A 22,253-nucleotide genomic window follows, 5' to 3' on the forward strand; every position below is an offset into this window, starting at 1 on the left:
CGCCATCACGTATTTCGCGCAGATCTCGGGCACACTGAAATGCATGGGTGAATCGCAGTCGTCGAAGACGGACAGGCCTGCAACGGCTGGATTCGAAATCCGGGGCGGCGGCTACCGTGCCGGTATCGCCGCCACCGGTGCCGGCCTGCGGCTGCTCGAACGGGACGGTCCGGACGGGCCGATCGCGCTCACCGAGACGTGGGACATCGGCACCCGGCCACCGCTGTCGGCCGGGTTGATCCTCGCGCCGTGGCCCAACCGGATCCGCGACGGCCAGTTCGTCTTCGACGGCATCGACCATCAACTCGAGATCACGGAACCGTCGTTCGGCAATGCGAGCCACGGATTCGTCCGCCGCCGGGACTGGCGTGTCGTAAATCACGCCGACGACCGCATCGAGTTGACGATCGACGTCGGCCTCCACAAGGGCTGGCCGTACCCGCTGCGGCTCACCGTCGACTACGTCCTCGGCGACGACGGCCTGACCGTGACACATACCGCCACCAACACCGGAGCCATTCCGGCGCCGTTCGGCATGGGGTTCCATTCGTACGTCCGCGCCGGTGACGTTCCCCTCGACGAATGCACGCTGCGGCTGTCCGCGGGCACTCGACTGCCCCTCGACGAGCGCATGCTGCCGCGCGGGGGTTCGCAGCCCGTGGCGGGCACCGAGTACGACTTCACCAGCCCGCGCGTGCTGGCCGGCGTGGCTCTCGACACCCCGTTCAGTGCGCTGGACGTCGACGTGGACGGCAGGTCGCGGCACGAATTGCGTGCGCCGGACGGCACCGGGACGGTCCTGTGGGCGGCCCGTGAGTTCGGCTGGTTGCAGGCGTTCGTCGCGGATCCCGACGCCGGCAAGTCGTACCCGGGCCGCGGGCGGGCTCTGGCGCTCGAACCGATGACGTGCCCACCGGACGCGTTCAACTCCGGAATCGATCAGTTGGTGCTCGCTCCGGGACAGCAGTGGACCGGGGTGTGGGGCATGTCCGCGTTGGGGTCGTAGCGGTTCAATTTTCGAGCATCGGGTGCCCACAGGGTGAGACGGTGTAACACCGGGCGCGGTCCGATCGATACGTCCGGCGGGGGTTCTTCTGTCGCGCCGAACGCGTTCTGTGCCACCCTCTGTACTTCGCTCGTCGCTTCGGACTTCGAGCGGCGCGGACTCCGCCCTCTCCGGCATCGGTGCAGGTAACGCGGCCAGTCCAGTCTCGGGCAACTGGCCCTCACCGTTTGCCCTCCCGCGCTGTGCGGGCAAATCGGACACTCCCGGACGCCTCTCGGCGAGCCTTCCGCATGGTCGCCGCGGATCCGTCGGAGGAGCCGGATCATGGGCTCTCAGCGGACCCGCCTTCGGCATGCGGGCCAGAGTGGGACTAGTTTCTACCCTGAATGAAGTTGTTACTCATTGGTTTGAGCTTGAGAGGGATGCTTCGTGCCTGACAATGACACAAAGCCCACGCTTACCTACCCTGGTGGTGAGCACACGATGTCCATTGCCAGGGCAACCGAGGGCAATGACGGTATCGAACTGGGCAAGCTGCTCGCCAGCACCGGGTACACCACCCTGGACCCGGGTTTCGTCAATACCGCCTCCACCAGCTCCGCGATCACCTATATCGACGGTGAGAAGGGGATTCTCCGCTACCGCGGATACCCGATCGAGCAGCTGGCCGAGCAGTCGACCTTCATCGAGGTCAGCTACCTGCTGATCTACGGTGAGCTGCCCACCGCGGCGCAGCTGGAGTCGTTCACCGACCGGATCCGGCGCCACACCCTGCTGCACGAAGACCTCAAGCGGTTCTTCGACGGCTTCCCGCGCAACGCGCACCCGATGCCGGTCCTGTCCAGCGCCGTCAACGCGCTGTCCGCGTACTACCAGGACTCCCTGGACCCGGCCGACCCGGAACAGGTCGAACTGTCGACGATCCGCCTTCTCGCGAAGCTGCCGACCATCGCGGCCTACGCGTACAAGAAGTCCGTCGGACAGCCGTTCCTGTACCCGGACAACTCCCTGAACCTCGTCGAGAACTTCCTCCGGATGACGTTCGGCTTCCCCGCGGAGCCGTACGAGATCGATCCCGAGATCGCCAAGGCGCTCGACATGCTGCTGATCCTGCACGCCGATCACGAGCAGAACTGCTCGACGTCGACGGTCCGGCTGGTCGGCTCCTCCGACGCCAACCTGTTCACCTCGATTTCCGGTGGCATCAACGCACTCTGGGGTCCGCTGCACGGCGGCGCCAACCAGGCGGTGCTGGAGATGCTCGACGAGATCAAGGCCAGCGGCAGCAACGCAGGCGATTTCGTCCGCAAGGTCAAGAACAAGGAAGACGGCGTGAAGCTCATGGGCTTCGGGCACCGCGTCTACCGCAACTACGACCCGCGCGCGGCGATCGTCAAGCAGACGGCGCACACCATCCTCGACAAGCTCGGCGGCGACGACGAACTGCTCGACATCGCGATGGCCCTCGAAGAGGCGGCGCTGACCGACGACTACTTCGTCGAGCGGAAGCTGTACCCGAACGTCGACTTCTACACGGGTCTGATCTACCGCGCGATGGGCTTCCCCACGCGCATGTTCACCGTTCTGTTCGCCATGGGCCGCTTGCCCGGGTGGATTGCACACTGGCGTGAGATGCACGAAGATCCCGCTACGAAGATCGGCCGTCCGCGCCAGATCTACACCGGTTACACCGAGCGTGACTACAAGGACGTCACAGGCCGCTGATTGCGGATGCCTGTGCCGAACCAGAGAAGCCCTCACCGAGGAGGACACATGACCAAGCCCGAGATCGAGTTCCAAGACGGACCCGCCCCGACCGACCTGGTCATCAAGGACGTGGTGGTCGGAGACGGCGCCGAGGCCGTTCCCGGGGGCACCGTCGAGGTGCACTACGTCGGCGTCGAGTTCGAGTCCGGCGAGGAGTTCGACTCCTCCTGGAACCGCGGCGAGTCCATCCAGTTCCCGCTGCGCGGCCTCATCAAGGGCTGGCAGGACGGCATCCCCGGCATGAAGGTCGGCGGACGTCGTCAGCTCACCATCCCGCCGGAGCTGGCCTACGGCCCGGCCGGCGCCGGACATCAGCTGTCCGGCAAGACGCTGGTCTTCATGATCGACCTGCTCGACGTGAAGGAATAGCCTCCGCGGCACGAACAGCCCCGCCTCACCTCACCGTGACGCGGGGCTTTCTGCTGCCTGCGGCCGGTGGGTGGTGTCGGTGTGCAGTTCGACGACGAGCCGTGCGCCACCGAGCGGGCTGACGTCGAAGTGTGCGCTGCCGTTGTGCAGCGCGGCCTGCTGGGCGACCAGTGCGAGCCCCAGACCCGATCCGCTCTTGGTCGCGTTGGAGCCACGGTGGAACCGCTCGAACACGGCGGACCGTTCGGCTTCGGGTACGCCGGAGCCGTTGTCGTCGACGATGACGGTGGTGATGCCGTCGGCGGCTCGGAGCGTGATCGTCACCGCGGTGGCGCCGCCGTGCCGGACCGCGTTCTTGATGGCGTTGTCCAGGGTCAGGCGCAGTCCACCGGGCATGCCGCGCACCGTCACCGGGGTTGCGTCGACGGTCACCTGCAGGCCGGGATTGTGACGCATCGCCTCCTCCGCGGCGAGGTCACTGATGTCGACGAGATCGCAGTCCACGAAATCCTTGTCCGTGGACAGCTCACCGCGGGCAAGGCGCTCGAGGTCGGACAACGTCGATTCCACGCGGCCCTGCGCGCGGACGACGTCGCGCAGGATCTCGTCCCGCTGCGGCGGCGTCAATTCGTGTGTGGTGAGGACCTCGAGGTCGGTGCGCATCGCGGTGAGCGGCGTGCGGAGTTCGTGCGCCGACACGGCGGCGAAGTCGCGTGCGGTGGCGAGTGCGGCGGTCGTCGCGTCCTGCGCCTCGGCGACGTCGCGCAGCATCGACTCCGCGGCGGAGGCTAGTTCGTCCGCCTCCCGGACACCGGACGAGGTGGGTGTCAGCTTCGGTTCGCGGCGCACGATGCGGCCCGTGAGGTCGACGAGGGGACGGACGGCCCGGCCGCCGAACAGCCAGCCGAGCCCGCTGGCCGCGGCGACGGCGAGGACACCCACGAGCGCCACCTGCCGTTGCTGCTCCGACGTCACGTCCTGCGCTTCGGCGTACGGCACGGCCAGGGAGATCCGGGTGCCGAGAAGGGGGACCGTCGCGGTGTACGCCCGGTACCGCGTGTCTCCGACCTCGACGGTTTCCGTGCCCGGGTCCAGTTCCGGAAGCTGGGTGGGCGTGCTGACGAGGACGGTGTCGCCGTCGGCGGACCGGATGGTGATGGCGAATGCGCCCTTGTCGCCGAGGGCCCCGAGGAACAGTCCGGCGGTGGCCGCGTTGGGCACGAGCACATCCGACGCCGTCTCCAGTCGCCGGTCGAGTTGCGACAGGTTGTTGCGGGTGATCGCCAGCGACACGAGGATGCCGAGGGCCACGACGATGATCGTCGCCCCCAGCGCGGTCGCGGCCGCCACGCGGGTCCGGAGTGAGAAAGATCGCTTCACGACGATTCCCGGAGCACGAAGCCGACTCCGCGGACCGTGTGCAGGATGCGGGGCCTGCCCTCGACCTCGAACTTGCGTCGCAGGTAGCCGACGAAGACGTCCACCACGTTGGTGTCGGCGACGAAGTCGTACCCCCACACCAGTTCGAGGAGGCGCTCGCGGCTGAGGACGATCCCGACGTTGCGGGCGAGGACTTCGAGGAGTTCGAATTCCCGTTTGGTCAGCGTGACCTCGTCTCCCGCCATGAACACCCGGCGTGCCGCCACGCGGATCTCGAGGTCCCCGATGCGGATCGGTGGGGTCGCGGGGGAATCCGCCTGTGTCGCGGTGGTCGTGCCGTGCCGCCGCAGCATGGCCCGGATCCGCGCGATCAACTCGGCGAGGACGAACGGCTTGACCAGGTAGTCGTCGGCGCCCGACTCCAGGCCGGAGATGCGGTCGTCGACGGTGTCGCGGGCGCTGAGTACGCAGATCGGGATGTCGTTGCTCATCGCGCGGAGCGCGGTCACGACTCCGGTGCCGTCGATGACCGGCATGTTCATGTCGAGCACCATCGCGTCCGGCCGCTGCTCACTGACCACCCGGAGTGCGTCGGCGCCGTCGACGGCCGTGAGGACGATGAAGCCGGACAGGCGCAGGCCGCGTTCGAGAGAGGTCCGCACGTCCTCGTCGTCGTCGACCACGAGGACACTGGCTGAGTCGGAGACGGTCACCTCTGCATTGTGCCGTGGGCACGACCCTCGGGCGTGCGGATGGCAGTTGTCGGAGCGTGTCTCGTCCGTACACTCGGGGTCGATGTTTTCTTCACTGCAGGCATTCGAATTGACCGAAACCAACCGTGACTGGCTGATTCACCGGCCGGTGGAGATCGCGATCTACGTCGTCCTGGCCCTCGTGCTGCGCTTCGCGCTGCACCGGATGATCGACCGGACGACGCGGCCGCGGGAGCCGTCGGACAAACCGGCGATGCTCCGTCCGCTGCGGGAACGTGCTCCCCGCGGCGTCAAGGACGCGATGGTGGGTGAGCGCCGCGCGCAACGCGCCCGGACGATCGGGTCGGTGCTCAAATCGACGGTGTCGATCGTGGTGCTCATCTGGGTGGTGCTCCAGGTTCTCGCCGTCCTCGGCGTCAACGTCGCCCCGTTCATCGCGTCCGCCGGTGTGATCGGTGTCGCACTCGGGTTCGGTGCGCAGAACCTCGTCCGGGACTTCCTGTCAGGCATCTTCATGCTCCTCGAGGATCAGTACGGGGTGGGCGACGTCGTCGACCTCGGCGAGGCCGTGGGAACGGTCGAGACGGTGGGTCTGCGGGTCACGACGATCCGCGACGTCAACGGCACCCTCTGGTACTGCCGCAACGGGGAGATCGTCCGGGTCGGCAACATGAGCCAGGGTTACGCGGTCGCGGTGGTCGACCTGCCGATCGCGCACGCCGCCAACGTGCAGCGGGCGTGCGAGGTGGCGCTCGAGGCCGTCACCGAGGCGGCCGAGGGCGACGGGATCGCCGCGGACGTGCTCGAACCCCCGGAACTCCTCGGCGTCAATTCGGTGACCGCGGAATCGGTGACATTGCGGATCACCGCACGCACCAAGCCCGGCCGGCAGTGGGCGGTGCAGCGGACGTTCGCCCGCGCGGCGCTGTCGGCGTTCGAGCACTACGACATCGACGCGCCGTACCTGTCGGTGCTGTCGTCTGCTCGCTCCAGCAACTGATCGGCCCGCGCTTCGATACCGTGGCAGGCATGGACACTGCACTCGTCTGGTTTCGGCGCGACCTCCGGCTCGGCGACCTGCCGACACTTCACACCGTCGCCGAGTCGGGGGCGCGTGCACTGGGACTGTTCGTCCTCGACGACCGGTTGCTGAAGACCTCGGGCGGCGCCCGCCGGGACTTCCTGTTCCGCAGCCTCGCCGCACTCGAAGACCAACTCGACGGCCGGTTGCTGGTGGTGAAGGGCGATCCCGTCGACGTGGTCCCGAGGGTCGCGAACAAGGTGTCGGCCGGCGAGGTGCACGTGAGTGCCGACTACGGACCGTACGGTCGCGAGCGGGACGACGCTGTCGCCGAACACGTCGAACTCGTGACCACCGGGTCGCCCTATGCCGTGGCGCCCGGCCGGGTGACCAAGACGGACGGGGAGCCGTACCGCGTGTTCACCCCGTATTTCCGGCAGTGGCTCGAACACGGGTGGCGTGCACCGATCGACACCGGCCCGGACACCGTGGAGTGGGTGGATCCGGACGACGTGAAGACGCGGCGGGTGAAGATCCCGGAACCCGAATCCGACGGGAACGCCGCGGGCGAGGCGGCGGCGCTCGAGCGGTGGGCGGAGTTCTGCGAGGACGACCTCGCCGGGTACGAGGATGCGCGGGACCGTCCCGGTCTCGACGCGACCAGCCGGATGTCGGTGTACCTCAAGTACGGCAACATTCATCCGCGGACGATGCTCCGCGACCTCGCGCGCCGCCGCAGCAAGAGCGCCGATCAGTACCGGCGTCAGCTCGCGTGGCGGGACTTCTACGCCGACATCCTCTTCCAGCGGCCCGACAGTGCCCGCGGCAACTACGATCGGCGTTTCGACCACATTCGCTACGACAGTGGAGCGGACGCCGAGGAGGCGTTCACCGCGTGGTGCGAGGGCCGGACGGGGTTCCCGATCGTCGACGCCGGGATGCGACAGCTGAAAGCCGAAGCCTGGATGCACAATCGGGTGCGGATGATCGTCGCGTCGTTCTTCGTCAAGGATCTGCACCTGCCGTGGTGGCGGGGCGCCCGATATTTCATGAATCAGCTGGTGGACGGCGATCTGGCGAACAACCAGCATGGGTGGCAGTGGACCGCGGGATCGGGAACGGACGCGTCGCCGTACTTCCGGGTGTTCAACCCCACGACGCAGGGGGAGAAGTTCGACCCCGACGGCGAATACGTCCGCCGGTGGGTCCCCGAATTGCGTGGCATCTCGGGGAAGGCCGTCCACGCTCTGAAAGACGGCCGCCCCGAAGACTATCCACCGCCGATCGTCGATCACGCCCACGAACGGCAGGAGGCCCTCGCTCGGTACGGCGAGATCAAGGCCCCGTGAGTACTTGTTAACCGTGGGCGGTTAAGAAGTACTCACGGGTGCACGGCGCACGAGGGCGGCCGCGGCGAGGACGATGACGAGTCCGGCGTAGATCCGGGTGGTGTCGACGAGTCCGACCTTCCCGACGAGGTATCCGGCGACCAGTGCGGGGACGCTGTTGGCGAGGTAGGCGATCACGTAGATGCTCGACAGGAGTCCCGCGCGTTGGTGCGGTTCGGCGAGCGGCATGACGGTGCGGATGGTGCCCTGGAAGCCGGCGCCGAATCCGATGCCTGCCACCGCGGTTCCGGTGAGAATCCACACGGCCGAGGATGTTTCGGCGCCGATCAGTGTGATGGCGACCCCGGCGACGAGGGCGGCCGCTCCGACGAACAGAGTGCGCCGCGCCGCGACGTTGCGCAGCAGGAACACGGCGACTGCGCCCGTCCCGGTGAGCGTCGCGACCATGATGGCGCCGATCAGCGACGTGTGCACGTCGAGCGCGTTGCGTGCGAGCGAAGGTCCGAGCGACAGGTAGAATCCGCCCAGTGCCCACACGGCGATCAGGCACGGTCCCGTGACGACGAGCATTCTGCGCGCGGTCGACGGGACCGCGAGCGCCGGCCGCATCGACGCCAGTGCGCCCTTCTGCCGGACCGCCGTCTCGGGTGCGGCCCAGATGCCGAGGATCTCGATGACGAACAGCGCGAGGAGAACCAGGAACACGGTGCTGGTGGGCCGGGGCAGGTGTTCGCTGATCAGGCTCGATCCGATGGCGCCCAGTGCGAGACCGGCGGTGGGCGCGATGCTGTTGACGGTGGCGCCGCGTCCCGGTGTGCGTTCGAGGTCGAGGAGGGTGGATCCGAGCGCACTGATGGCGGCGCCGGTCGCGAAACCCTGCACCACCCGGGCGAGCAGCAGTAATCCGATGCCGTCGGCCGTCGCGAACATGATCATCGAGACCGCTTCGAACACGAGCGCCGTGATCAGCACGGGACGTCGGCCGACGTAGTCGGACAGCGACCCGACGGTCAGCAGTGCCAGCAGCAGGCTCAGGGCGTAGATGCCGAAGACCAGCGTCGACTGCAGCGACGAGAAGCCCCAGTTCGACTGGTACACCTCGTACAGCGGCGTGGGGGCGGCGGACGCGCCGAGCAGGGTGGCGATCACGACCGCGACGAGTGCGAAGGCGGCGCCGCGGCGCAGAGCGGGTCGGGACGTCGGTGGTGCTTCGGGTGCAAGGATCGGCATGGGCGTACTCCCGGAGAACGTTAAAGCAAAAGGTTTGCGTTAACGCACGCTACGCCGCGGTCCTTATTAATGCAACATCTTTGCGTTAGCATGGGGTCATGAGTCCGGCTCCAGGTCCACGCCCCGGGGGGCGCAGCGCCCGCATTCAGCAGGCGGTGCACGCGTCCACGCGCAAACTTCTCGAGGAGCGCGACCGAGCGGAGATCACCGTCCCGATGATCGCGGCCGATGCCGGGGTCACCCCGTCGACCATCTACCGGCGCTGGGGCGACATCACCGAGGTGTTCGCGGACGTGGCGATCGAGCGACTGCGCCCCGATGCACCACCGCGCGAAACCGGCAGTGTGCGAGGCGACCTCGTCGCCTGGGCGCAGGAGTACCTCGAGGAGATGTCCTCGCCGGTGGGGCGGGCGTCACTGCGCGACGTCGTGATGAGCGGAGACGCCAATCCGCTCAAGTGCGCGACGTTCTGCCGCACCCAGATCGAGACGATCGTCGGACGCGGGGAATCGGTCGGCTCGGATGTTCCGGGCGCGGTCGAGCACGTGATCGACCACGTGGTGGCGCCGATCATCTACCGCATCCTGTTCGACCTCGATCCACTCGAAGCGGACCGCGTCGAGGTGCTGGTGGATCAGGCACTCGACGCGGCAGTCCGGGTCTGAGCGGTCAGCCGCCCAGCTGCTTCTTCAGTGCATCGAGGACGGCGACGTCCTCGATGGTGGAGGGCACGGTGTACTGCTCGTGGTCGGCGATCTGCCGCATCGTCTTGCGCAGGATCTTGCCGGAGCGGGTCTTCGGCAGCGCCTGCACGACCGTCACGTCGCGGAACGTGGCGACGGCGCCGATCTGCTCGCGCACCATCGCGACGAGTTCGGTGCGGAGCGTGTCGGGGTCGATGTCGACCCCGGCCTTGAGCACCACGTACCCGCTGGGCCGCTGGCCCTTGAGTTCGTCCTTGATCCCGACCACCGCGCATTCGGCCACCGCGGGGTGCCCGGCGACCACGGCCTCCATGCTGCCCGTCGAAAGCCGATGTCCGGCAACGTTGATGACGTCGTCGCTGCGACCGAGGACGTACACGTACCCGTCCTCGTCGATGTAGCCGGAGTCGCCGGTCAGGTAGTAGCCGTCGAACGTGGCGAGGTACGACCGCACGTACCGCTCCGGGTCGCGCCACAGCCCGGCCAGGGTTCCCGGGGGCAGCGGCAGCCCGATCACGATGTTGCCCTCGGCTCCGGCGGGAACCGGGTGCCCAGCACCGTCCACGACCTCGACCCGGTACCCGGGTACCGGGACGGTGGGGGAGCCGGCCTTCAGCGGCATGGGGTCGAGCCCGCGCAGGTTGGAACAGATCGCCCAGCCGGTCTCGGTCTGCCACCAGTGATCGACGACGGGACGGCCGAGGACGCGGGTGGCCCACGCATACGTGTCGGGGTCGAGGCGCTCCCCGGCGGCGAACAGTGTCTTCAGTGAGGAGATGTCGTACTTGGCGATCTCCTTCGCGTCGGGGTCGGCCTTGCGGACGGCCCGGATCGCGGTCGGCGCGGTGAACAGCGCCGACACCCCGTGGTCGGAGATGACGCGCCAGAAAGCCCCCGCGTCCGGCGTCCCCACCGGTTTGCCCTCGTAGAGCACGGACGTGGCACCGGCCAGCAGCGGCCCGTACACGATGTACGAGTGCCCGACCACCCAGCCCACGTCGGACGCGGTCCACCACACGTCGCCCGGGCCGATGTCGTAGATGTTGCGCATCGACCACGTGAGCGCGACGGCGTGCCCGCCGTTGTCGCGGATCACGCCCTTCGGCTTCCCCGTGGTTCCGGACGTGTAGAGGATGTACAGCGGATCCGTCGCGGCCACCGGAACCGGCACCGCGGGTGCCGCATCCGCCATCAGCGCGTCCCAGTCGAACCACGCGGTCGCGCCGCCCTGGTAGTCGGCGGCTGCACCCGGCACCTGCTCGCGGTCCTTCGCGATCACCGTGTGCGGAGGATTGCTCGACAGTTCCAGCGCCTTCGCGACCATCGGCAGGTAGTCGACGGTGCGCCCCGGCTCGAGGCCGCCCGACGCCGTCACCAGCACCACAGGTCCGGCGTCGTCGATGCGGGTGGCGAGTTCTTTCGCGGCGAACCCGCCGAACACCACCGAGTGCACGGCGCCGATGCGGGCGCACGCGAGCATCGCGATGGCGGCTTCGGGAATCATCGGCATGTAGACGATCACCCGGTCGCCGGCCACCACGCCCTGATCCTTCAGGACGCCGGCGAACCGGGCGACCTCGTCGAGCAGTTCGGCGTACGTGTAGGTGCGGGACGCGTCCGGAGCCATCGCGGAGTCGTAGATCAGGGCCGCCCGGTTCCCGTTGCCGTCCCGCACGTGACGGTCCAGAGCGTTGAAACACGTGTTCAGCGATGCATCCGGAAACCAGCGGTACATCGGGGCGGCGGAATCGTCGAGCGCCCGCGTCGGCGGCTTCTCCCAGTCCACGGCCTCGGCCGCGGCGAGCCAGAACTCCTCGGGACGCTCGGCGCTCTCGCGGTAGACCTCCGCGTAACTGTGACCGGCGTGCTCTGTCGCGGAGCTCATCGATGTCCGTCCTCTCGTCGTCCTGTGACCCGAAACACCCTATGTGACGGCGGTGTCCGGCGACACCGTCCGGACGGCCGGGGCGCAGGCCTGCGCCGGACGGCGGGTTTTCGTCGCCCGGCGGAGGTGCGGTGAGCCTGTCAGACGCCGAGGGAGCCGGCGATCATGGGCCAGGAGTTGTGCAGGTCGTCCTGCCAGTAACCCCAGGAATGGGTGCCGGTGGGCCGGAAGTCGTAGGTGGCGGGGATGCCCAGGGCGTTCAGCCTGTCGGCGAGTGCATGTGTGCACTGATTGGTGCCCGCCTCGATGATGCCGCCGATGATCACCTGGTTGGCCAGGGTCCCCACGTCCCCGTTGATGTCCGGGCCGTTGAGGTTCTCGTGGACGCCGGGCAGCCCGGTGGCATTGCTGATGTACAGGTCGATGCCGCGCAGCTTCTCGGCATTGACGACGGGGTCGTTGGCCACCCAGTCCGGATCGTCGGGCGGTCCCCACATGTTCTCGACATCTCCGCCGCGGAAGCTGACGACGAACGTGACGTAGTCCCGGCCCGGTTGGGTGCTCGTCTGAGCGCATCCACTGAACGCGCCGACCGCGCGATACAGCGAGGGGGCGGACTCGGCGAGGCTCAGCACGGACGTGCCCGACATCGACAGGCCCGCGATGGCGTTCGCGCCGTTCGTTCCGAGTGTGGCGTCGACGATCGGGGGAAGTTCCTCGGTGAGGAACGTGGTCCACTCGTTCACGCCGAGGACGGGATCGGGCTTCTGCCAGTCGGTGTAGTAGCTGTACGCGCCGCCGACGGGAGTGACGACGTTGACGTTCTTGTCGGCGAAGAAGGAGACCACGTCCGTCCGGGCCTGCCAGGTTGCCGAGTCCTCGCCACCACCGGCACCGTTGAGGAGGTACAGCGTCGGCCGCGGCGCGCTCGGATCTGCCGGGGTGATCACCTCGAGGAGAATCACCTTGTCCATCGCGGCGGAGTAGACGTACATGTTCAGCCGGCGGTCGTCGATCTTCTCGATGTGGTCGAGAGCGGATCCGTCCGCCGACGCAGGATTGTCGGCCGGAAGGGTTCGCCACGGGTGTGCCGATGCTGCGGCCACCGGACCGAACACGGCGGACGCCGCAACAACGGCGACCGCCAGCAATGCCCGACAGAATCCGATTGCCGGGTGCCCCCGACGGTGTCCGATTGCCGGGTGCCCCCGACGGCGTCCGATCGCGCTCATAGCCGCTCCTCGTGCTTGACTGCGGTGCCCGACAACCGTCCGTGATACTCGAAACATTCCCCGTTCACGGTAACCGGCAAACATTCCCCGGTGCGGCTGAACGGACACCGGACTTCGCCGCGGCGCCGGACCTATCGTGGAATCATGACGCTGCTCGCCGAAGACCTGCTGTTGCTGCTGCTCGACGACGCCTCGGGGAAACCGGTCGTCGACGGAGCCCGGATGTCGCGCGTTCTCGCCGGCGCGGTCCTGCTGGAACTGGCGCTCGGTGACGTCGTCACCCCCGCCGAACCCGGCGAGGACGTGAAGAAGGGGCGTCTCGTCGTCCGGGACGGAGCGAGGCCGCAGGATTCGCTCCTCACGCGGGCCGTCGACCTCATCGGAACGGCCAAGCCGATGAAGCCGGAGACAGCAATCGAGAAACTCGCCAAGAACCTGCGCGACGACGTCTCGAAGCGCATCGTCGACGCGGGCTGGGTCCGTGAGGAGCGGGGCAAGGTGCTCGGAATCTTCCCCACGACGCGGTGGCCCGAGGTCGACGGCAGCCACGAACGCGCGCTGCGGTCGGAGCTGAGCGCCGCACTCCTCGACGGGGTCGGTCCCACTCCGCGCACCGCCGCACTCGTCTCGCTCCTGTCCGCTGTCGATGCGGCCCCGAAACTGTTCCCGGACGCCGATCGCCGTGCCGTGAAGAAGCGGGCGAAGGAGATCGCCGAAGGCGACTGGGCCGGCAAGGCCGTGCGCAAATCCGTCGAGGCGGTCAACGCCGCCATCATCGTCGCCGCCACCGTGCCCGTCATCGTGGCGGGGAGTGGGTAGGCGGCACTCGAACTTCGCGGTGTCGCGTGGTCTTGTGGAACACAAGGGATTTCGCTACTGTAGAACACATGTTCGATACGGGGGTATTCGATCGGGGGATTCGCGAGACGCTCTGTTGTCTCGTCGACGCGGAATCCGACGTGGGTCTGGTCGAGTTGATGACCGACCTGCATCGCAATGAATCGGTGGTGGCCGAACGGAAGCTGGCGGTGATCGCGGAGCTGTTCGTGCGGCGCACCGCCGAGATCGAGTCCGACGGGGCATGGACATCGACCGCGCACGAAGTGGTCGAGGCCGAGATCGGTGCCGCACTCACCATGGGGCGAGCGGCGGCAGGCCGGCTGATCGGCCTGGGCATGTCGCTGAGCACCCGGTTGCCTGCGACCCGCGAGGCCATGGCGCGCGGCGACCTCGACATGTTCCGAGTTCGCCTGATCGAAGACGCGACGGCAAACGTAACCGACGACTGCATCGGCGAGGTGGAGTATCAACTCCTCGAACAGGTTCTGGCGTCACAACGCTCCGGTGGAACCGGATTGACCGGCCGCAAGCTGACGAACGCCGCCAACCGCATCATCGCGAGGCTCGATCCGGCAGGGGTGCGGGCCAAGCGGGAGCGAGCTCAGGCCGACCGGTTCGTCGGGGTCGGTGCGGCCGAGGACGGCATGAGCCGCATCCTCGGATCCGTCCCCGCCGCGCAGGGCCGGGCATTCGACGCACGGTTGCGCGAACTGGCGAACACCGTGTGCCCGAAAGATCTTCGAACCTACGAGCAGCGACGGGCCGACGGACTGTCCGCACTCGTCGACGGTGCCGGGTACGTGAAATGCGAATGCGGGCACGTCGATTGCGCTCAGGACTCGCGCATCGTGTCCACGGCGCGCAAGCCGCTCGTGCACCTGATCATGCTCGACTCCACGCTCGCGGGCAACGATGAGCCGGGCTACCTCGACGGCTACGGAATCGTCGACGCCGCGCACGCGCGCGAGATCGCAGCCGACGCAGACATCGAACCGGTACGGCCACCGAGCGTCACCGCGGCGACCACGTACCGCCCCGGGGCCGTTCTCGACACCTGGCTGCGGGTGCCGGCCGGCGGATGCGAGTGGTTGCACTGCGATGTCGGGGCCTGGAACACGGACGTCGATCATCATCGGCCGTTCGACCATTCCGATCCCGCCGCCGGAGGTCCGACGGTGGCGGGGAACCTGACCGCCTACTGCCGAAACCATCACAGGCTCATACATTCCGGGCACTGGCAGGTGGACACCGAGGGCGGAATCGGATTGGTAGCGCCCACCGGGCACCGATACCGCCCGCGGTCGTCGGGCCTTCTGGGTGGCGGACGAGACGGTGTTGCTGGAGGTGACCACCTCGCCGACCGGGGAGGATGCCGCCGCACCCGCGAGCAGAACACGGCTGCGCGAATCCGGGCCGAGCGGCGCCGACGGCAGGCGCACCTGGATGTAGTGCGGCACGGGACGCGCGGTGCCCGCCCACCCGGTGCCCGCCCACGCCAGGCACACGCACCCGAGACCGGCGCTACCGAGACCTGCGCACCCGACGAACCCGCGCCGTTCTGACCGGCGGTGTCCGGGCCCACCGCCTGTGCGTCGGAAAGGGTTACCGTGGAAGGTAGGTGGTTAGCAAGAGTAAAGAATTGTCAATGTGATCGCTACGGTTCGGACTCGAGCCCGCCGCCTCGCAACTGACCATGCGCCGAAGTAGCAGCGCCAGCGACAGCCGGAGGAACAGAATGTGCGGAATCGCCGGATGGATCTCGTTCGAACGCGACCTACGCGTCGAACAGTCCACCGTGGATGCCATGGCCGAGACGATGAACTGCCGGGGGCCGGATGATCGCGGCACGTGGGTCGTCGAACACGCCGCGCTCGGGCATCGACGGCTCGCGATCATCGACCTGCCGGGCGGGCATCAACCGATGAGCGTGGAGACACCGGGCGGGACCGTGTCGATGGTCTACTCCGGTGAGGTGTACAACTTCGGTGAACTGCGCGAGGAGTTGTACGGGCGCGGTCACCGGTTCGTCACGGACTCCGATACCGAGGTGGTGCTCCACGGATATCTGGAGTGGGGAGAGGCCGTCGCCGAGCGGCTCAACGGCATGTACGCGTTCGCGATCTGGGATGCGCGCGCCGACACACTCGTGATGATCCGCGACCGGATGGGGATCAAGCCGTTCTACTACTACGAGACACGGGACGGTGTGCTGTTCGGGTCGGAACCCAAAGCGATCCTTGCCAATCCGATCGCGGAGCCGACGGTCACGATGGACGGGATCCGGGAATTGTTCGCGTTCGTGAAGACACCGGGACACGCGGTGTGGGACGGCATGCGCGAGGTGGAACCGGGCACGGTGGTCACCGTCTCGCGCACCGGACTGCGGACGCACCGGTACTGGACGCTGCAGACCCGACCGCACACCGACGACCGGGACACGTCCGTCGCGCACGTCCGCGAACTCCTCGACGACATCGTGCGCAGGCAACTGGTCGCCGACGTGCCGCGCTGTACCCTGCTGTCCGGTGGGCTCGACTCCTCCGCGATGACCGGTATCGCCGCCGAGCAGCTCGCCGAGGCAGGCGAGACGGTCCGCACCTTCGCAGTCGACTTCGTCGGCCAGACCGAACATTTCGTCGCCGACGAACTGCGCGGCACCCCCGACACGCCGTACGTGCACGACGTGGCCCGAAGGTCGGGGACCTCGCATCAGGACATCGTCCTCGACTCCGACGCGCTGGCCGATCCCGCCGTGCGGGCGAAGGTCATCCGGGCGCGCGACATCCCCATGGGCCTCGGCGACATGGATGCGTCGCTGTACCTCCTGTTCAAGGCGATCCGGCAGCACTCGACGGTGGCGCTGTCCGGGGAGTCGGCTGACGAGGTGTTCGGCGGGTACAAGCAGTTCTTCGACCCGAAGGCGCAGCAGGCGAACACCTTCCCGTGGCTCGTACAGTTCGCCGAACACTTCGGCGACGAGAGCAACATCTTCACGCCCGAGGTCACGGCCGGCCTGAACATGGATGCGTACGTGCAGGACTCGTACGACACGGCGGTGTCCGGGATCGAGCGGTTGGACGGTGAATCCGACTTCGAATGGCGGATGCGGAAGATCTGTTACCTGCATCTGACGCGTTTCGTCCGGGTCCTGCTCGATCGCAAGGACCGCGCGAGCATGGCCGTCGGGCTCGAGGTGCGGGTGCCGTTCTGCGATCACCGTTTGGTCGAGTATGTCTACAACACACCGTGGTCGCTGAAGACGTTCGACGGCAAGGAGAAGTCGCTGCTGCGAGCCGCGACCAGGGACGTGTTGCCGCAGTCGGTGATCGATCGGGTGAAGTCGCCGTACCCGTCCACCCAGGACCCCAAGTACGCGGTGGCGTTGCAGCAGCACGGAAAGGAACTGCTCAGCGACCCCTCACATCCGGTGTTCGGCCTGGTCAGTGCCGACTGGTTGTCGCGGGCGGTGTCCGTCGACACCCCACAGATCACTCAGGTGTCGCGCCGCGGACTCGAGCGCACCCTCGACCTGGCGTTGTGGCTGGACATGTACAAGCCGACGATCAAGTTGTCCTAGCCCAGGCCGAGGTTCCGGTAGCGGGCGAGTCGGGCTGCGAAGCGCTCGCTCTCGGGGACCCCGGTCAGGGCGCGCAGTTCCCGGGAGATGGCCTCGCCGACCCGCTTGGAGAAGTCGACGGCCTCGTCGGCAGCGTCCGGGTGCTCGGGGATGATGGCGTCGATGACGCCGTCCCGCAGCAGGTCGAGCGAACGGATGCCCTGGGCGGCCGCCATCTCCGGCGCGTGGGTGGTGTCGCGGTGGACGATCGCGCTGGCACCTTCGGGAGGAAGCGGGGCCAGCCACCCGTTCTGTGCGGCGAGCACGCGGTCGGCGGGGAGGAAGGCGAGCGCCCCACCGCCCGTGCCCTGGCCGAGCAGGACGGACACGGTCGGCGTCTTCAGCGTCACCAGGTCGGAGATGCAGCGGGCGATCTCGGGGGCCAGACCGCGTTCCTCCGCTTCCTTCGACAGCGCGGCACCGAGGGTGTCGATCACGAGGACGAGGGGGATCTGCAATTCCTCGGCCAACCGCATGCCTCGGCGCGCCTCACGAAGAGCGGCGGGGCCCATCGTGTTCAGCGCGGATTGGCCGGCGCGGTCCTGCCCCAGCAGCACGCACGGTGCGCCCCGGAAACGGGCCAGCGACAGCAGCACCGTCCCCTCGGTCTCGCCCTGGCCGGTGCCGCTGAGCGGAACCTGTTCGGTGGCGGCGTGCCGCAGCAGGTGGCGGATACCGGGCCGGTCGGCGCGCCGTGACAGCATCACCGACTGCCACGCGGGCACGTCGGGGATGTCGGCGACCGGAACCGGCTCGCTGACGGGGGCGGCCGTCGGCGGGTCGATCAGCACCCGCAACGCACGATGAACGAGCCGGCGCAGGCGAGTGACGGGAACGACGCCGTCGATGACGCCGTTGCGGTACAGGTTCTCGGACGTCTGCACGCCGTCGGGGAACTTCTCGCCGTACAGCGCCTCGTAGACGCGGGGTCCGAGGAACCCGACGAGGGCGCCGGGCTCGGCGACCGTGATGTGCCCGAGCGACCCCCAGGACGCGAACACACCGCCGGTGGTCGGGTTGCGCAGATACACCAGGTAGGGGAGGTGGGCGGCCTTGTGGGTGGCGACGGCCGCCGCGATCTTCACCATCTGCACGAATGCGACGGTGCCCTCCTGCATGCGCGTGCCGCCCGACGTGGGCGAGGCGAGCAGCGGCAGACCCTCACGGGTGGCGCGTTCGATGGCGGAGACGATCCGTTCGGCGGCGGCCACGCCGATCGAGCCGGCGAGGAACGCGAACTCGCAGGCGATCACCGCGACGGGGCGACCGCGGACGGTGCCGACACCGGTGATCACCGATTCGTCGACGCCCGACTTCGCGGCGGCTTTCTGGAGGTCGGCGCGGTACTTCTCGTTGGGCCGTGCGTCGACGGGTGTCGTGTCCCAGGAGGCGAAGCTGCCTGCGTCCAGTACCAGCTCGAGCACGTCGTGGGCGGAGATCTTGGCGGCCATGGCCCTGAGAGTAGCGGTCGCCCTGCGTGGAACCCGGCGAAAAACGCCGGTACGGCGGCCCCGGTGTCTAGAGTCAGGTGAGTTGACGCAGGCCGGGTACGAGAACGACGACAGATTCCCCGAGTGGAGCAGTCATATGGACCTCAACACCATCACCGATGTCCTTCGGCGACCACCGGACCGGCCGGGTTCGGTGTGGCGGGACGGCGACGCGTGGCTGGCCGGTGGAACGTGGTTGTTCTCCGAGCAGCAACCGCACCTTCGCCGGCTCGTCGATCTCACGACGCTCGGCTGGGACACCCTGGTGCCGAGCGAATCGGGTCTGGAAATCGGCGCGACGTGCACGATCCGTGAGTTGTATGCGTTTGCGCCGCCGGACGACTGGATCGCGGGACCGCTGTTCGCGACGAGTTGTGAGGCGTTCCTGGCCTCGTTCAAGGTGTGGAATTCTGCGACGGTGGGCGGCAACATCTGCATGTCGCTGCCGGCGGGCCCGATGATCACGATGACGGTCGCGCTCGAGGCGACGTACACGCTGTGGGCCGCGGACGGGTCGGAGCGCACCGTCGACGCCGCCGACTTCGTCACGGGCAACCACGAGAACGTGCTCGCACCGGGTGAGGTCCTGCGGCGCATCGACATCCCGGCCGGCGCCCTGCACAAGCGTCACACGCACCGCCGCTTCACTCTGACGCATCTGGGGCGTTCGACGCTGTTCATGATCGGCACCCAGACACCCGGCACCGGCGACCTGCTGCTCACGATCACGGCGGGCACCACACGACCGATCCGTCTGGCGTTCGACGCCGCAGCCGACGCGGACACAGTGCAGCACAGGATCGATGCGATACCCGCAAACCACTGGTTCGACGACCCCAACGGCGCACCCGGCCACCGGCGTCACCTGGCGAAGCATTACGCCGAGGAGATCCGGTCCGAACTCGCGGCGGGAGACCGGCGATGACGTACACCGTGAACGGCAGGACGTTCGACGAGGAGCCGAATCCCGGTCAGTGCCTGCGTACGTTCGTTCGGTCGCTGGGCCATCACGGTGTCAAGAAGGGATGCGACGCAGGAGATTGCGGAGCGTGCACGGTGTGGCTCGACGGCGACCCCGTGCACAGTTGCATCACGCCCGCGTTCCGTGCCGAGGGGCGGGAGGTGACCACCATCGAGGGTCTCGGGTCGCCGGACGACCTGCATCCGGTGCAGCGGCAGTTCCGGGACGCCCCCGGGTTCCAGTGCGGCTTCTGCACCGCGGGGATGATCATGACGTCGGCGACGTTCACCGACGCGCAGAAGCAGGACCTGCCGCGCGCGCTGAAAGGCAATCTGTGCCGGTGCACCGGCTATCGGGCGATCGAGGACGCGGTGAACGGTGTCGCCGCGATCGAGGTCGCCGAACCGGGCCGGGCCGTCGGCACCAGCGTCGGGGCACCCGCGGCCACCGACGTCGTCACCGGCCGCGCCCGATTCACGATGGACACGGAGATCGAGGGCCTGCTGCACATGAAGGTGCTGCATTCGCCGCACGCGCACGCGCGCATCGTCTCGATCGACAAGACCGCGGCCCTCGCCGTACCCGGAGTGCATCGCGTGTACACGTGGGAGGACGTGCCGCGGAAGCTGTTCACGACCGCGATCCACACCGATCACCTCGTCGACCCCGACGACACGTACATCCTCGACGACACGGTGCGCTTCGCCGGACAGCGGGTGGTCGCGGTGGTGGCGGACTCGATCGGCGCCGCGGAGGAGGGCTGCCGAAAGGTGGTCGTCGAGTACGACGTGCTGCCCGCGGTGTTCGACCCGGAGGAGGCGATGGCCGAGGGCGCACCGCAACTGCACGGTTCGGACGACCCGTTCGTTCGCGACCCGGTGCGCAACATCCTGCTCGAGCTGCACGGTGAAGTGGGGGACATCGACGCCGGTTTCGCCGAGGCCGACGTGATCCACGAGGGCACGTACTTCACGCCGCGTGTGCAGCATGCGCATCTCGAGACGCACGGGTCGATCGCCTGGATGGAGGACGGCCGCCTGCACGTGCGCACGAGTTCGCAGTCGCCGTCGATCGCGAAGGTCAAGCTGGCTCACCTGTTCGACCTGCGTCCCGACCAGCTGCGGGTGTTCTGCGAGCGGGTCGGGGGCGCGTTCGGCGGCAAGCAGGAGGTGATCTCGGAAGACCTGGTCGCGCTCGCCATCCTCGACCTGGGCCGGCCGGTCAGCCTCGAGTTCACCCGGGAAGAAGAGTTCACAACCGCGTCGCCGCGGCACCCGATGAAGCTGACGATCAAGCTCGGCGCCCGGGCCGACGGCACGCTCACGGCGTTCCAGGTGCGCAACGTGTCGAACACGGGCGCGTACGGCAACCACGGCGGCGAGACGTTGTTCGCGGCGGGGGCCGCGATCTCGACGTACCGGTGCCTCAACAAGAAGTTCGACGCGTACTCGGTGTACACGAACACCGTGCCCAGCGGGGCGCTGCGCGGGTACGGCATGACGCAGCCCGCGTTCGCGGTGGAGTCCGCCATCCACGAACTGGCAGTCGCGCTCGGCATCGACCCCGTCGAGTTGCGGCGCCGCAACATCGTCCGCCCCGGCGACTCACTCGTGGCGATCGAGGACGGGCCCGACGACGTCCTGTTCACCGAGGACGGGCTCGGGCAGTGCATCGACCTCGTGGACGCCGCATTGGGACGGACCGGGAACGGGCAGGTGCTGGGCGAGGATTGGCTCGTCGGAGTGGGCACCGCGTGTGGGCTTCACGAGACCGCACCCCCGACCGAGCACATCTCGGAGGCATGGGCGACGCTCGGCGACGACGGCGTGTACGAACTCGCCGTCGGCACCGTCGAATTCGGTGAGGGGACGTCGACGGCGCACGTGCAGATCGCGGCAACCCAGCTCGGCACCACGCCGTCGCGGGTGCGTCTCGTGCAGTCCGACACCGACCGCACGGGTTTCGACACGGGGGCGTTCGCCAGTGCGGGCCTCTTCGTCGCGGGCAACGCGGTGTCGCAGGCGTCGGGAGCGCTGCGCACCCGCCTCCTGGCGTTCGCCGCCGCGCACACCGGGGCCGACGTCGCGTCCTGCTCGATGGACGACGACGGGGTGCTCTGCGACGGCACACGCGTGCCGTTGACCGAACTCCTCGACGCCGCCCGCCCCCGCGGCATCCGATTCACCGTGGCGCGCAAGGCGTACGGGTCGCCGCGCAGCGTCGTCTCCAACGCCCATGGTTTCCGTATCGCCGTCCACCGGGTGACGGGCGAGATCCGCATTCTGTACAGCGTCCAGGCCACGGACGCCGGGGTGATCATCAACCCGGCGCAGGTGCGCGGCCAGATCGAGGGAGGCGTCGCCCAGGGCATCGGATTCGTGCTGACCGAGAACTTCCACGTCGACGAGAACGGTGTGATGACCAACCCCAACCTGCGGAACTACCGCATCCCCACCTTTGCCGACATTCCCCGGACCGAAGTGCTGCTGGTCGATTCGTCGGACTCCGTCGGGCCGATGCGGGCAAAGGGTATGGCGGAGTGTTGCATCAACCCGGTGGCACCTGCGCTGGCCAACGCGCTGGCGAATGCGACGGGTGTGCGTTTCCGCGAGTTGCCGCTCACCCCCGAGCGGATCTACAGCCGAATCGGTGAGAACCGATCGGTTCCGACGACCTGAGCCGGGAGGAGA

At 68.1% G+C, this 22,253-nt stretch carries 17 protein-coding genes; 11 read left to right on the plus strand and 6 right to left on the minus strand.

Translation table 11 applies throughout. The annotated features are described in order from the left end of the window. Positions 1 to 43: 43 nt before the first annotated feature. The 3 genes from ACFTWF_RS06270 (at position 44) to ACFTWF_RS06280 (ending at position 3,142) form a co-directional block, all read left to right on the plus strand. On the plus strand, positions 44 to 1,006 hold the full coding sequence (locus ACFTWF_RS06270) for an aldose 1-epimerase family protein (protein ID WP_378460401.1): 963 nt from the start codon (positions 44 to 46) through the stop codon (positions 1,004 to 1,006). Positions 1,007 to 1,435: 429 nt separating this feature from the next. Continuing rightward, positions 1,436 to 2,731 (plus strand): citrate synthase, encoded by a 1,296-nt coding sequence (locus ACFTWF_RS06275; RefSeq protein ID WP_015888812.1) that lies wholly within the window; start codon positions 1,436 to 1,438, stop codon positions 2,729 to 2,731. 48 nt (positions 2,732 to 2,779) lie between these two features. After that, positions 2,780 to 3,142, plus strand: a complete 363-nt coding sequence (locus tag ACFTWF_RS06280) for an FKBP-type peptidyl-prolyl cis-trans isomerase (protein WP_185725492.1) — start codon at positions 2,780 to 2,782, stop codon at positions 3,140 to 3,142. 30 nt (positions 3,143 to 3,172) lie between these two features. Here the strand turns inward: ACFTWF_RS06280 and ACFTWF_RS06285 are convergent, their stop codons facing one another. Together ACFTWF_RS06285 and ACFTWF_RS06290 are read right to left on the minus strand one after the other, a co-directional pair. After that, the gene (locus ACFTWF_RS06285; RefSeq protein ID WP_378460402.1) at positions 3,173 to 4,522 is read right to left on the minus strand and encodes a sensor histidine kinase; all 1,350 of its coding nucleotides are present in this window, start codon (positions 4,520 to 4,522) and stop codon (positions 3,173 to 3,175) included. After that, complete coding sequence (locus tag ACFTWF_RS06290) at positions 4,519 to 5,235, minus strand: response regulator transcription factor (protein WP_378460403.1); 717 nt, start codon at positions 5,233 to 5,235, stop codon at positions 4,519 to 4,521. Before ACFTWF_RS06290 ends, ACFTWF_RS06285 begins: the two co-directional genes overlap by 4 nt. Before the next feature lie 82 nt (positions 5,236 to 5,317). Between ACFTWF_RS06290 and ACFTWF_RS06295 the strand changes: the two genes are divergently transcribed. Both ACFTWF_RS06295 and ACFTWF_RS06300 read left to right on the plus strand, forming a co-directional pair. After that, a complete protein-coding gene (locus ACFTWF_RS06295; RefSeq protein WP_378460404.1) occupies positions 5,318 to 6,235 on the plus strand; it encodes a mechanosensitive ion channel family protein in 918 nt (305 codons plus the stop codon). A 29-nt stretch (positions 6,236 to 6,264) separates the two neighbouring features. After that, a complete protein-coding gene (locus tag ACFTWF_RS06300; RefSeq protein WP_378460405.1) occupies positions 6,265 to 7,605 on the plus strand; it encodes a cryptochrome/photolyase family protein in 1,341 nt (446 codons plus the stop codon). Between the two features lie 21 nt (positions 7,606 to 7,626). Here the strand turns inward: ACFTWF_RS06300 and ACFTWF_RS06305 are convergent, their stop codons facing one another. Continuing rightward, complete coding sequence (locus tag ACFTWF_RS06305; protein WP_378460406.1) at positions 7,627 to 8,835, minus strand: MFS transporter; 1,209 nt, start codon at positions 8,833 to 8,835, stop codon at positions 7,627 to 7,629. Positions 8,836 to 8,933: 98 nt separating this feature from the next. Between ACFTWF_RS06305 and ACFTWF_RS06310 the strand changes: the two genes are divergently transcribed. Next, on the plus strand, positions 8,934 to 9,500 hold the full coding sequence (locus ACFTWF_RS06310; protein WP_378460407.1) for a TetR/AcrR family transcriptional regulator: 567 nt from the start codon (positions 8,934 to 8,936) through the stop codon (positions 9,498 to 9,500). Positions 9,501 to 9,504: 4 nt separating this feature from the next. Here the strand turns inward: ACFTWF_RS06310 and ACFTWF_RS06315 are convergent, their stop codons facing one another. Both ACFTWF_RS06315 and ACFTWF_RS06320 read right to left on the minus strand, forming a co-directional pair. Then, positions 9,505 to 11,424, minus strand: a complete 1,920-nt coding sequence (locus ACFTWF_RS06315) for a propionyl-CoA synthetase (protein ID WP_378460408.1) — start codon at positions 11,422 to 11,424, stop codon at positions 9,505 to 9,507. A gap of 140 nt (positions 11,425 to 11,564) precedes the next feature. Next, positions 11,565 to 12,656 carry an alpha/beta hydrolase gene (locus ACFTWF_RS06320; protein ID WP_378460409.1) on the minus strand — a complete coding sequence of 364 codons (1,092 nt, stop codon included), beginning with the start codon at positions 12,654 to 12,656 and terminating at the stop codon, positions 11,565 to 11,567. A 144-nt stretch (positions 12,657 to 12,800) separates the two neighbouring features. Here ACFTWF_RS06320 and ACFTWF_RS06325 point away from each other — a divergent pair, with 144 nt between their 5' ends. The 3 genes from ACFTWF_RS06325 to asnB all read left to right on the plus strand — a co-directional run bounded on the left by ACFTWF_RS06325 (position 12,801) and on the right by asnB (position 17,073). After that, positions 12,801 to 13,475: a GPP34 family phosphoprotein gene (locus ACFTWF_RS06325; protein WP_378460410.1), complete on the plus strand. Its 675-nt coding sequence runs from the start codon at positions 12,801 to 12,803 to the stop codon at positions 13,473 to 13,475. 68 nt (positions 13,476 to 13,543) lie between these two features. Next, a complete protein-coding gene (locus ACFTWF_RS06330) occupies positions 13,544 to 15,058 on the plus strand; it encodes a DUF222 domain-containing protein (RefSeq protein ID WP_378460411.1) in 1,515 nt (504 codons plus the stop codon). Positions 15,059 to 15,231: 173 nt separating this feature from the next. Then, complete coding sequence (asnB, locus tag ACFTWF_RS06335) at positions 15,232 to 17,073, plus strand: asparagine synthase (glutamine-hydrolyzing) (RefSeq protein ID WP_378460412.1); 1,842 nt, start codon at positions 15,232 to 15,234, stop codon at positions 17,071 to 17,073. Here the strand turns inward: asnB and ACFTWF_RS06340 are convergent. Next, positions 17,070 to 18,563, minus strand: coding sequence for a carboxyl transferase domain-containing protein (locus tag ACFTWF_RS06340; protein WP_378460413.1), 1,494 nt, complete (start codon positions 18,561 to 18,563; stop codon positions 17,070 to 17,072). The two genes, asnB and ACFTWF_RS06340, sit on opposite strands and share 4 nt — an antisense overlap. A gap of 136 nt (positions 18,564 to 18,699) precedes the next feature. Between ACFTWF_RS06340 and ACFTWF_RS06345 the strand changes: the two genes are divergently transcribed. After that, entirely contained in the window at positions 18,700 to 19,527 is an 828-nt protein-coding gene (locus ACFTWF_RS06345; protein WP_378460414.1) for an FAD binding domain-containing protein, read from the plus strand. Then, positions 19,524 to 22,241 carry a molybdopterin-dependent oxidoreductase gene (locus ACFTWF_RS06350; RefSeq protein ID WP_378460415.1) on the plus strand — a complete coding sequence of 906 codons (2,718 nt, stop codon included), beginning with the start codon at positions 19,524 to 19,526 and terminating at the stop codon, positions 22,239 to 22,241. Before ACFTWF_RS06345 ends, ACFTWF_RS06350 begins: the two co-directional genes overlap by 4 nt. Positions 22,242 to 22,253: the final 12 nt, after the last annotated feature.

Origin of the sequence: Rhodococcus sp. NPDC056960, assembly GCF_042674125.1 — a bacterium.
In the GTDB taxonomy this organism is placed as follows: Bacteria; Actinomycetota; Actinomycetes; order Mycobacteriales; family Mycobacteriaceae; genus Rhodococcus_F.

Bases quoted from the DNA above. Each gene is read 5' to 3' on its own strand.
- ACFTWF_RS06340 (WP_378460413.1), bottom strand. From the start codon at position 18,563: ATGGCCGCCAAGATCTCCGCCCACGACGTGCTCGAGCTGGTACTGGAC.
- ACFTWF_RS06280 (WP_185725492.1), top strand. From the start codon at position 2,780: ATGACCAAGCCCGAGATCGAGTTCCAAGACGGACCCGCCCCGACCGAC.
- ACFTWF_RS06295 (WP_378460404.1), top strand. From the start codon at position 5,318: ATGTTTTCTTCACTGCAGGCATTCGAATTGACCGAAACCAACCGTGAC.
- ACFTWF_RS06270 (WP_378460401.1), top strand. From the start codon at position 44: ATGGGTGAATCGCAGTCGTCGAAGACGGACAGGCCTGCAACGGCTGGA.
- asnB (WP_378460412.1), top strand. From the start codon at position 15,232: ATGTGCGGAATCGCCGGATGGATCTCGTTCGAACGCGACCTACGCGTC.
- ACFTWF_RS06315 (WP_378460408.1), bottom strand. From the start codon at position 11,424: ATGAGCTCCGCGACAGAGCACGCCGGTCACAGTTACGCGGAGGTCTAC.
- ACFTWF_RS06325 (WP_378460410.1), top strand. From the start codon at position 12,801: ATGACGCTGCTCGCCGAAGACCTGCTGTTGCTGCTGCTCGACGACGCC.
- ACFTWF_RS06320 (WP_378460409.1), bottom strand. From the start codon at position 12,656: ATGAGCGCGATCGGACGCCGTCGGGGGCACCCGGCAATCGGACACCGT.
- ACFTWF_RS06305 (WP_378460406.1), bottom strand. From the start codon at position 8,835: ATGCCGATCCTTGCACCCGAAGCACCACCGACGTCCCGACCCGCTCTG.
- ACFTWF_RS06345 (WP_378460414.1), top strand. From the start codon at position 18,700: ATGGACCTCAACACCATCACCGATGTCCTTCGGCGACCACCGGACCGG.
- ACFTWF_RS06310 (WP_378460407.1), top strand. From the start codon at position 8,934: ATGAGTCCGGCTCCAGGTCCACGCCCCGGGGGGCGCAGCGCCCGCATT.
- ACFTWF_RS06300 (WP_378460405.1), top strand. From the start codon at position 6,265: ATGGACACTGCACTCGTCTGGTTTCGGCGCGACCTCCGGCTCGGCGAC.
- ACFTWF_RS06330 (WP_378460411.1), top strand. From the start codon at position 13,544: ATGTTCGATACGGGGGTATTCGATCGGGGGATTCGCGAGACGCTCTGT.
- ACFTWF_RS06350 (WP_378460415.1), top strand. From the start codon at position 19,524: ATGACGTACACCGTGAACGGCAGGACGTTCGACGAGGAGCCGAATCCC.